Consider the following 9,842-nt stretch of genomic DNA (forward strand, 5'->3'; position numbering starts at 1 on the left):
GACGGGATGCCTGGCGTCTGCAATTCTGCGAACGCCGTTCGTTCCTGCAAGGTAGCTAGCTGTCGTCTATGAAAACCCCGCTGTGGTTCCCGCAAAGTTTCTTCTCTCGCACCCTTTGGCTGGTGCTGATCGTCGTTCTGTTTTCCAAGGCACTCACGCTGGTTTATCTACTGATGAACGAGGACGTGCTGGTGGACCGACAATATGCCCATGGTGTCGCCTTGACCTTGCGTGCCTACTGGGCGGTCGACCCTGAGAACCGGGAAAAGGTGGCCAAGGCGTCGACGTTGATTCGGGTCCAGGGCGCCGGAGTGCCGGAAGGCGAGCAGCATTGGCCTTACAGTGAGATCTACCAGCGTCAGATGCGCGATGAACTGGGAGAGGACACCGAAGTTCGCCTGCGCATGCATGTGTCGCCTGCGCTGTGGGTGAGGGCGCCGAGCCTGGGAGATGCCTGGATCAAGGTGCCGCTTTACCCGCACCCGTTGCGCGGGCAAAAAATCTGGAACGTGTTGGGCTGGTTCCTGGCGATCGGGCTGCTTTCAACCGCGTCGGCGTGGATTTTCGTGCGCCAACTCAACCAACCACTCAAACGGCTTGTGTTTGCCGCCCGCCAACTGGGTCAGGGCCGTAGCGTGCGCCTGCCGGTCAGCGATACGCCCAGCGAGATGACCGAGGTGTACGGCGCGTTCAACCAGATGGCGGAGGACGTCGAACAGGCCGGGCGTGAACGCGAGCTGATGCTGGCGGGGGTGTCCCATGATCTGCGCACACCGTTGACGCGACTGCGTTTGTCGCTGGAATTGATGGGCAACCACACCGATCTCACCGATGACATGGTCCGCGACATTGAGGACATGGATGCGATTCTCGATCAGTTCCTGGCGTTTATCCGCGACGGCCGTGATGAGGTGGTGGAAGAGGTCGACCTGACCGACCTGGTGCGTGAGGTAGTGGCGCCTTACAACCAGAACGGCGAACAGGTGCGCATGCGCCTGGAGCCGATCCAGCCGTTTGCGTTGCGACGGGTGTCGATGAAGCGCCTGTTGAACAACCTGATCGGCAACGCCCTGCACCACGCCGGCTCCGATGTGGAAGTGGCGGCGTATGTGTCCGGCGACAGCGCCGCGCCTTACGTGGTGCTGAGCGTAATGGACCGCGGCGCGGGCATCGACCCGGATGAGCTGGAAGGTATCTTCAACCCCTTCACCCGTGGCGACCGTGCCCGGGGTGGCAAGGGGACCGGCCTGGGGTTGGCGATTGTGCGACGGATTGCCTCGATGCATGGCGGCAATGTTGAGTTGCGTAATCGCGAAGAGGGTGGCCTTGAAGCGCGGGTACGCTTGCCGCTTGGGCTGATGCTACCCCGAGACGCGGTCTAACAGACACCGTTAACCAAATGTGGGAGCTTGCTTCCTGTGGTGAGCAGACTTCCTGTGGTAAGCGGGCTTGCCCCGCGCCAGACTGCGCAGCAGTCCCATCGGACCGGGGTGCCCCCAGCGGGGGACAAGCCCCCCACCACAGCAACTCCGCCCCCACATTGGCCCTTAGGTGTCTCAAACGCCGTGCTTTATCAGCCCTTGCCCTTGGTCCGGGTCATATTCGGCCCACCATTCTTCTCCAGATGCTGAATGATGATCCCCGCCACATCCTTGCCGGTGGTGGTCTCAATCCCTTCCAGGCCCGGCGATGAGTTCACCTCCATCACCAGCGGCCCATGGTTGGATCGCAGGATGTCCACGCCCGCCACGGCCAACCCCATCACCTTGGCCGCTCGCAACGCGGTCATGCGCTCTTCCGGCGTGATCTTGATCAGGCTGGCGCTGCCGCCACGGTGCAGGTTGGAGCGGAACTCCCCCGGCTTGGCCTGGCGCTTCATCGCCGCAATCACCTTGTCGCCGACCACGAAGCAGCGGATATCCGCACCGCCGGCTTCCTTGATGTATTCCTGCACCATGATGTTCTGCTTGAGGCCCATGAATGCCTCGATCACTGACTCCGCCGCGGTCGCGGTTTCACACAGCACCACACCGATACCCTGGGTGCCTTCCAGTACCTTGATCACCAGCGGTGCGCCGTTGACCATGTCGATCAGGTCGGGGATATCGTCGGGGGAGTGGGCAAAGCCGGTGACCGGCAGGCCGATGCCCCGGCGTGACAGCAACTGCAGCGAACGCAGCTTGTCCCGTGAACGGGCGATGGCCACGGACTCATTGAGGGGAAACACCCCCATCATTTCAAACTGACGCAACACTGCGCAGCCATAAAACGTCACGGAGGCACCGATACGGGGGATCACTGCATCAAACCCCTCCAGCGGCTTGCCCCGGTAGTGGATCTGCGGCTTGTGGCTGGCAATGTTCATATAGGCACGCAACGTGTCGATCACCACCATTTCGTGGCCACGTTCGGTGCCGGCCTCAACCAGGCGGCGGGTGGAATACAGACGCGGGTTTCGCGACAGCACAGCAATCTTCATGCAGCACCTGGGGCAGAAATAGTAGAGACCGGGAACACCGGCTTGTCTTGAACGTACTTGATGCCGGGATTGACCACCAGTTGGCCGTCAATCAAAGCCTTGGAGCCCAGTAACAGGCGGTAACGCATGGCCTTGCGACAGGCCAGGGTGAATTCTACCCGCCATACCCGATCACCCATCGCCAGCGTGGTGCTGATGACATAGCGCACCTGCGCATGGCCGTTGGAGCTCTTGATGGTTTTCATCGTCACCAGGGGCGCTTCGCAGCGACGGTGGCGCAGTTGCACCACGCTGCCCAGGTGAGCGGTAAAGCGCACCCACTTCTCGCCGTCGCGCTCGAACGGTTCGATATCGGTGGCGTGCAGGCTCGAGGTGCTGGCACCGGTGTCGATCTTCGCGCGCAGGCCTGCCACTCCCAAGTCGGGAAGTGCCACCCACTCACGCAGACCCACAACGGTCAAATGGTCAAATGTCTTCAATATGGATAACCGATCAATTCGCCCAGGCCTGAGGGGAAACCTCGGCCAGGGCCTTGAATGCGGGCCTGGCGAACCAGTAGCCCTGCATCAGAAATATTCCGCAGTCGGACAGGAAGTCACGCTCGCCGGCACTTTCGATGCCTTCGGCGATGACAGTAACCCCCAACTGCTCACAGATTGTGACAATCCCCTGGACGATCACTTGACGGACACGATCCTGATCGACGTCGCGGATCAACGCCATGTCGAGTTTGATCAGGTCAGGTTGGAAATCGGCCAGCAGGTTCAGCCCCGAATAGCCCGCGCCGAAATCGTCGATGGCGGTCTTGAAGCCGAATTCGCGGTATTCACGCAGAATATTCGTCAAATGGCGATAGTTATCTACATGCTCGCTTTCCAGGGTCTCGAAAATCAGCTGGTTCAACGGAAAATTGTGCGCGCGAGCCGCCTCCAGGGTGCTACGGATGCACAGTTCCGGGCGGTACACGGCATTGGGCATGAAGTTGATCGAAAGATGGGTCTGCATGCCCAAGGTTGACGCCCCGGCAATGGCCTGGGTTCGGCAGCGTTGGTCGAAGCGGTAGCGGTTGCTTTCGTTGACCTGGTCCAGCACCGACAGGGCTCCTTCGCCGTGCGGGCCGCGCACCAGGGCTTCGTGGGCAAAGATCGAGTGGTCCCGCAGGTCTACGATAGGCTGGTAAGCGAACGCAAAATCGAACCCCAGCGGCTCGCTTTGCTGGCAACCCACGCAGCGCTGGTTGGGCGAGGTGAGTGAAAGGGGGAATTCGGTCACAGCATATCCTCGCGAAAACAGGGTGCTACCTGGCGTATCTTAGGTGAGCCTTGGGGTTTATGCGTCGAAGGGTTTCAACGGTAAAGTTGCGACATTTTTCAGAGCGAGGAATTCAAGTGGCTCAAAAGCAGGAAGAGGAAGAAAAGGTCCGTCTGGACAAGTGGCTGTGGGCCGCGCGCTTCTATAAAACCCGTGCCCTGGCGAAGGCCGCGATCGAGAGCGGCAAGGTGCATCACCGTGGCGAGCGCTGCAAACCCGGCAAAGAGCCGCGTGTCGGTGATGAGTTTCAGGTTCGAGCCGGTTTTGACGAGAAGACCATTGTGGTCCAGGCGCTTTCGATCGTTCGCCGTGGAGCACCCGAGGCGCAGGCACTGTACACAGAGACCGAGGACAGCATCGCCAAGCGTGAAAACGCGGCGGCCATGCGCAAGGCGGGCGCCACAGGCATGACCACCGACGGCAAGCCGAGCAAGAAACAGCGCCGCGATCTGTTCAAGTTTCGCGGCAGTGGCAATGACGATTAGCCTGAGTCGAATGGGCCTTTGTGGTGAGCGGGCTTGCCCTGCGCTGGAGTGCGCAGCGCTCCCGCTTTTTTTGGGCCGCTCCGCAGTCCAGCGCGAGCAGGCTCGCTCACCACAAATTATTGCGCAGTTCTAACGACGCTCATTCGCCCGACTATTGGTAGGCGTGCAGCCAGCCCGAACACCGGCGCCGTCACCCGCGACAACCCAGCCGACACCTTCGCCGCAAACGGTGTGTAGTACCCCCACCCCAGCGCCAACAGCGCCAGCAGCACACCCCCGATGTAATCGTCCTGGCCCCAATGGGCGCCCGCCACCAGGCGTGGCAGCATGAACAGCAGCGCCAGGCCCCAGATCACCAGCACCTGGCCGATGCGTTTGGCGAACACCGTCATGAACATCGCCCAGATCAACAAGACCGAAGCATGGTCCCCCGGGAAGCTCTGGCTCGAACGGTCCTTCAATTCCCAGGTCTTCTCCAGCCCAGGAAAGTAGTCGCTCATCTGGATCGCCCCGCTGATCACCATTGATGGGCTGCTGTGTTGCCAGCCCATCTGCGCCGCGAGTTTGGAAAACAGCATGCGGATAAACAGCAACAGCAGCAGAATGCCGACAAAACCTAACAGTGCCTGGCGCACCTGCACGGCCTTGAACACCCATTCTCCCCGGATCAACAGCGCCAGCAGAATCACGCCGACTACCGCATCAAATGGCCGCAAACTGGCTACAGCCCACACGTGTAGCCATGTCGAGTTGCTCGCGAGGGGATCGTTGAGCAGATGAAACAGCCATTCGTCGAAAATCACACACAGCATCTGGCCCGTGGGCCACAGCCAAAAACACAGCAGCCCGATAGCGAGTAGATTGCAAAAGGCCCATCGCCCGAGGTCCCACTTCGCTTGGAACAAACCCGGATTGTTCATAAACTGTCCCCCACGGCTCTAGAAAACCGCACCAAAATGGTGCCAAAGCGTTTAATTCTATAAACGTTGTAATCAATTTGTCATCAATTCAGATACCCAGACCTATGACTGATCTACCGGATACCGACTTCACCCAACGCTTCATCTTCGACGAGACCGACGCCCGCGGCGAACTGGTCTCGCTGGAGCGCAGCTATGCCGAAGTCCTCGCCAAGCACCCCTATCCGGAGCCGGTCGCGCAACTGCTCGGCGAGTTGATGGCGGCGGCTGCGCTGCTGGTGGGCACCATGAAGTTCGACGGTTTGCTGATCCTGCAGGCGCGCTCCGAGGGGCCGGTGCCGATGCTGATGATCGAATGCTCCAGCGAGCGTGAAATCCGCGGGCTGGCGCGTTACGAGGCTGACCAGATTGCCCCGGATGCGACCCTGTCCGACCTGATGGCCAACGGCGTGCTGGCGATTACCGTCGACCCGACTGAAGGCCAGCGCTACCAGGGCATCGTCGATCTGGACGGCGAAACGCTGTCGGACTGCTTCACCAACTATTTCGTGATGTCCCAGCAGGTGGGTACCAAGTTCTGGCTCAACGCCGACGGCAAGCGCGCTCGTGGCCTGCTGTTGCAGCAATTGCCGGCTGACCGCATCAAGGACGACGATGAGCGCACCGATAGCTGGCGCAAGCTGACCGCCCTGGCCGGTACCCTGACGGCTGAAGAGCTGCTAGGCCTGGACAACGAAACCATCCTGCACCGCCTGTACCACGAAGAGGCCGTGCGCCTGTTCGACGCGCAGGGCCTGCGCTTCCATTGCAGTTGCTCCCGCGAGCGTTCGGCCAATGCCTTGGTCAGCCTGGGCTTGGAAGATGCACAGGAATTGGTGGTGGAGCACGGTGGGCATATCGAGATCGATTGCCAGTTCTGCAACCAGCGCTACCTGTTCGATGCGGCCGATGTAGCCCAATTGTTCGCCGGTGCAGGCATCGACACCCCTTCCGACACCCGCCACTAAAACGTTTAAGCACAGGTGAATCACCTGACAAATGCCGGATTAGCGCTGTTCTGACGGGAGGGCCCTACTCTTTTTGGGCTTTTCTGGCATAATCCGGCCCACTTTTTTCGCGGTAGTAGTGCGCAACTTTCTACTACAAAACGTTTGGAGCACTCGGCCTTAGGCCGACGGGGAACCTCATGACGCAAGCCAATAACGCCGTATACACCGATCTGAGTGTTGACGATCTGGTCAAAGAAGCCCTGCAGCGCGGTGAAGGCGTGCTTGCCGATACTGGCGCGCTGGTCGTCGAAACCGGTCACCGTACCGGCCGTTCGCCAGTCGACCGTTTCATCGTTGAAGAGCCTTCCACCCAGGACTCCATTGCCTGGGGTCCGATCAACCGCAAGTTCCCGGCCGACAAGTTCGATGCCCTGTGGAGCCGCGTAGAAGCATTCAACAACGCGCAAGAGCATTTCGTTTCCCACGTTCACGTAGGGGCTTCCGAAGACCACTACCTGGCCGTGAAAATGACCACCCAGACTGCCTGGCAGAACCTGTTCGGTCGTTGCCTGTTCATCAATCCGGCCCAGTACAACCCGGCCGGTCGTGAAGAGTGGCAAGTGCTCAACGTGGCCAACTTCGAGTGCGTGCCAGAGCGTGACGGCACCAACTCCGACGGTTGCGTGATCCTCAACTTCGCACAGAAAAAAGTCTTGATCGCTGGCATGCGTTATGCCGGTGAAATGAAAAAAGCCATGTTCTCGGTACAGAACTACCTGCTGCCGGCTTCCGACGTGCTGCCGATGCACTGCGCCGCCAACATCGGCGAAGCAGGCGACGTGACCCTGTTCTTCGGTCTGTCGGGCACCGGCAAAACCACCCTGTCCGCTGACGAAAGCCGTTACCTGATTGGTGACGACGAGCACGGCTGGGGCGAAGGCGTGGTCTTCAACATCGAAGGCGGTTGCTATGCCAAGTGCATCGACCTGTCCGAGAAGAACGAGCCGGTCATCTGGAAAGCCATCAAGCACGGCGCGGTGCTGGAAAACGTCGTGATCGACGACGCCAAGCACGCCGACTACACCAACGTCAGCCTGACCCAGAACAGCCGCGCGGCCTACCCGCTGGAGCACGTTGCCAAGCGTTCCGAGAAGAACCTGGGCGGCGAGCCAAACGCTGTGATCTTCCTGACCTGCGACCTGACCGGCGTACTGCCGCCGGTGTCGATCCTCAGCGAAGAACAAGCGGCCTACCACTTCCTGTCCGGCTACACCGCACTGGTGGGCTCGACTGAAATGGGTTCCGGCGGCGGCATCAAGTCGACCTTCTCGACCTGCTTCGGCGCGCCGTTCTTCCCGCGTCCGGCTGGCGAATACGCAGAGCTGCTGATCAAGCGCATCCGCGGCTTCAACTCCAAGGTCTACCTGGTCAACACCGGCTGGACCGGCGGCGGCTACGGCGTCGGCAAACGCTTCAACATCCCGACCACTCGTGGCGTGATCGCAGCGATCCAGAGTGGCGCGCTGGTCGGTGCTGAAACCGAACACCTCGACACCATCAACCTCGACGTGCCACTGGCCGTACCGGGCGTTGAAACCGGCCTGTTGAACCCACGCAACACCTGGGCTGACAAGGCTGCCTACGACGAAGCGGCGAAGGCACTGGCCGGTCTGTTCATCGAGAACTTCAAGAAGTTTGAAGTGAGCGATGCGATCAAGGCTGCGGGTCCTAAGTTGTAAGATTCAGTCGTTGTGAAAAAGCCGCCTCTTGTGAGGCGGCTTTTTTGTGCACGGCAGATTAGTCGGCGATATGTAGAACCACCGCGCCGACCAGCACCAGCACAACCCCCAGCACCTGCACCGCCGACAACCGCTCCTTGAAAAACACAAAGCCCAGAATCGCCGCAATCCCGCCCGACAACGTACTGATCACCGTCACCACCGACACCGATCCCGCCATTGCCCCCCACGAAAACGCCGAGAACCCGCCCAGGTTCATCAAGCTCGCCCCGGTCAGCGTCGCGCAGTTTTTCAGCGGTGGGATTTTCAGGCCGTCCTTGACCTTCAGCATCATCACTATCAGCACGCACAGCCCCACCAGGTAGCCCAGCCAGAGCATGGTGATCGGCCCCAGCGCCGGCAGTGTGTATCGGCCTTGCAGCCAGAAACTGGTGCCGTACAGCAAGGCGGCGAGCATGGCGTAGGCGATGGACAGGCGCGGGTTGTCGTGGGGGACGCCGTTGTCCTTGTGGATACTGGAGAGGATCACGCCAATGACGCATACGGCGATACAGCCCAGTTGCGTCAGACTGATGTGTTCACCGCTGGCCCAGGACAGCAAGGTGGTCACCACGCCGTAGGACGTCACCAGCGGCGCCACGATGGCGGCTTTGCCCAGGGCGAAGGCCTTGGACAGGGCCAGGGCGCCGGAGACGGTGAGCAGGGCGGCAGCGATACCCAGCAGCCAGGCGCTTAGCGCAGCATCGAGGGCTTTGAACAGGAAGGTCGGGAGGATGACCAGCAGCAGGGTCATGATCAGGAAGCCCAGCGCCTGACCGAAATACACCGCGCGTTTTACGCCCACGGCGCGGGCGTTGAGGCCCACGAGAAAATCCGTGCCGCCCCAGAGCAGGGCAGCCAGCAGGCCCATTGTTACGTCCATGTAAGGTCCTTGTTGTTTTATGCACAGTTCGCCAGGTTAGCGCAGGACCAATGTGGGAGTGGGCTTGCTCGCGAAAGCGGAGGGTCAGTCAGTACATCCTGCACAGACACCCCGTATTCGGGAGCGAGCCCCCTCCCACATGTTGATCTCGGTGTTCTTGGGATCAGCTCAGGTTTTCCAGCGTCTGCGTGTCCCAGCTGTGGGTCTTGATCGCCAGGTAGAGCATGCCGATGGTCAGCGGGACTTTTTCGCCGCGCCCCTTGGCCCGACGCTTGAGAAACACATCAAACACCGGCGGGTTGAAGTAACGATAAGTGTCGTAGTCACCCAGGTCGAGGGCAAATTCCTGCTCCACTGCTTCCATCAGTTGCTTGGCCTCACTGCCGTCACAGCCCAGGTCGAAGTTGATCGAGGTTTGCAGGCGGATCGTCTTTTGTTTTGGCAGGCCGATTTCTTCGTGCAAAAGCTGCAGGAGTTGCTGCATGACGGGGTCTTCGGGGAAGTTGGGAGCGAGGTTCATGGTGGGGGCACGTAGGAGTGGGTGATCGGCTTTTACTTTGCAATAGATATTCTGAGTGCTCAATAACCCGATGCCTGTCACGAAGGCGATTATCGGCAGGCTTCCAAGCTGGGCACCTCTGATCCATGAGGTGGCATACAACAGAAGTATTGGGCCGGTGACCAAGAGGCAGAGTCCGAACCATCTTCTGAGCACTGGCAGCTTTATTGTCTTGTCGATTATGGCGGCCAGTGCGATGAGGAGCAGCAGATAAATCCATTCGATGTATTCGTTCATCGTCTCAGCCACTCTGGAGCTGTTGAGCCGTGGCCTATATGTTGAGTCCTTTCGATGTTCACTTGTATTTGCCGGGGCTGCTGAAAGGGCGCCAGTTTCAGTCAGAGAAAGGTGAGTTTTATAGAGGGGTGTGCGGGAGTTTTAAGCAGTTTCGGAAGGGGATGTCGTTGTGCTTGGAGATTTCTTACAGGGCTTTCCGGG

The 9,842-nt window shown here is 59.9% G+C and carries 10 protein-coding genes; 4 read left to right on the forward strand and 6 right to left on the reverse strand.

The window, feature by feature from the left end:
• The first annotated feature begins 68 nt into the window (after positions 1-68).
• A complete protein-coding gene (locus BM70_RS0108125) occupies positions 69-1,382 on the forward strand; it encodes an ATP-binding protein (RefSeq protein WP_025855542.1) in 1,314 nt (437 codons plus the stop codon).
• 191 nt (positions 1,383-1,573) lie between these two features.
• On the opposite strand, the gene rimK is transcribed toward BM70_RS0108125, so the two are convergent.
• The 3 genes from rimK to BM70_RS0108140 are packed head-to-tail and all read right to left on the reverse strand — an operon-like array spanning position 1,574 to position 3,751.
• Positions 1,574-2,479, reverse strand: coding sequence for a 30S ribosomal protein S6--L-glutamate ligase (gene rimK, locus BM70_RS0108130; protein ID WP_025855543.1), 906 nt, complete (start codon positions 2,477-2,479; stop codon positions 1,574-1,576).
• Positions 2,476-2,925, reverse strand: coding sequence for an ATP-dependent zinc protease (locus BM70_RS0108135; RefSeq protein WP_177326540.1), 450 nt, complete (start codon positions 2,923-2,925; stop codon positions 2,476-2,478). The genes rimK and BM70_RS0108135 overlap by 4 nt, the downstream gene beginning before the upstream one ends.
• A gap of 46 nt (positions 2,926-2,971) precedes the next feature.
• Entirely contained in the window at positions 2,972-3,751 is a 780-nt protein-coding gene (locus BM70_RS0108140; protein WP_025855545.1) for an EAL domain-containing protein, read from the reverse strand.
• Positions 3,752-3,867: 116 nt separating this feature from the next.
• On the opposite strand from BM70_RS0108140, the gene BM70_RS0108145 reads away from it, so the two are divergent.
• Entirely contained in the window at positions 3,868-4,275 is a 408-nt protein-coding gene (locus tag BM70_RS0108145) for an RNA-binding S4 domain-containing protein (protein WP_025855546.1), read from the forward strand.
• A gap of 116 nt (positions 4,276-4,391) precedes the next feature.
• Here the strand turns inward: BM70_RS0108145 and BM70_RS0108150 are convergent, their stop codons facing one another.
• Positions 4,392-5,195: a phosphatase PAP2 family protein gene (locus BM70_RS0108150; RefSeq protein WP_025855547.1), complete on the reverse strand. Its 804-nt coding sequence runs from the start codon at positions 5,193-5,195 to the stop codon at positions 4,392-4,394.
• A 104-nt stretch (positions 5,196-5,299) separates the two neighbouring features.
• On the opposite strand from BM70_RS0108150, the gene hslO reads away from it, so the two are divergent.
• Both hslO and BM70_RS0108160 read left to right on the forward strand, forming a co-directional pair.
• Positions 5,300-6,202 (forward strand): Hsp33 family molecular chaperone HslO, encoded by a 903-nt coding sequence (hslO, locus tag BM70_RS0108155; RefSeq protein WP_025855548.1) that lies wholly within the window; start codon positions 5,300-5,302, stop codon positions 6,200-6,202.
• Positions 6,203-6,381: 179 nt separating this feature from the next.
• The gene (locus tag BM70_RS0108160) at positions 6,382-7,923 is read left to right on the forward strand and encodes a phosphoenolpyruvate carboxykinase (RefSeq protein ID WP_025855549.1); all 1,542 of its coding nucleotides are present in this window, start codon (positions 6,382-6,384) and stop codon (positions 7,921-7,923) included.
• Between the two features lie 58 nt (positions 7,924-7,981).
• Here BM70_RS0108160 and BM70_RS0108165 read toward each other — a convergent pair whose 3' ends face one another.
• Both BM70_RS0108165 and BM70_RS0108170 read right to left on the reverse strand, forming a co-directional pair.
• Positions 7,982-8,845 carry a DMT family transporter gene (locus tag BM70_RS0108165; RefSeq protein WP_256220879.1) on the reverse strand — a complete coding sequence of 288 codons (864 nt, stop codon included), beginning with the start codon at positions 8,843-8,845 and terminating at the stop codon, positions 7,982-7,984.
• Positions 8,846-9,008: 163 nt separating this feature from the next.
• Complete coding sequence (locus BM70_RS0108170) at positions 9,009-9,365, reverse strand: DUF1493 family protein (RefSeq protein ID WP_025855551.1); 357 nt, start codon at positions 9,363-9,365, stop codon at positions 9,009-9,011.
• Positions 9,366-9,842: the final 477 nt, after the last annotated feature.

Source organism: Pseudomonas sp. CHM02 (assembly GCF_000612585.1).
Taxonomy (GTDB): domain Bacteria; phylum Pseudomonadota; class Gammaproteobacteria; order Pseudomonadales; family Pseudomonadaceae; genus Aquipseudomonas.

Bases quoted from the DNA above. Each gene is read 5' to 3' on its own strand.
- BM70_RS0108125 (WP_025855542.1), top strand. From the start codon at position 69: ATGAAAACCCCGCTGTGGTTCCCGCAAAGTTTCTTCTCTCGCACCCTT.
- rimK (WP_025855543.1), bottom strand. From the start codon at position 2,479: ATGAAGATTGCTGTGCTGTCGCGAAACCCGCGTCTGTATTCCACCCGC.
- BM70_RS0108150 (WP_025855547.1), bottom strand. From the start codon at position 5,195: ATGAACAATCCGGGTTTGTTCCAAGCGAAGTGGGACCTCGGGCGATGG.
- hslO (WP_025855548.1), top strand. From the start codon at position 5,300: ATGACTGATCTACCGGATACCGACTTCACCCAACGCTTCATCTTCGAC.
- BM70_RS0108160 (WP_025855549.1), top strand. From the start codon at position 6,382: ATGACGCAAGCCAATAACGCCGTATACACCGATCTGAGTGTTGACGAT.
- BM70_RS0108165 (WP_256220879.1), bottom strand. From the start codon at position 8,845: ATGGACGTAACAATGGGCCTGCTGGCTGCCCTGCTCTGGGGCGGCACG.
- BM70_RS0108170 (WP_025855551.1), bottom strand. From the start codon at position 9,365: ATGAACCTCGCTCCCAACTTCCCCGAAGACCCCGTCATGCAGCAACTC.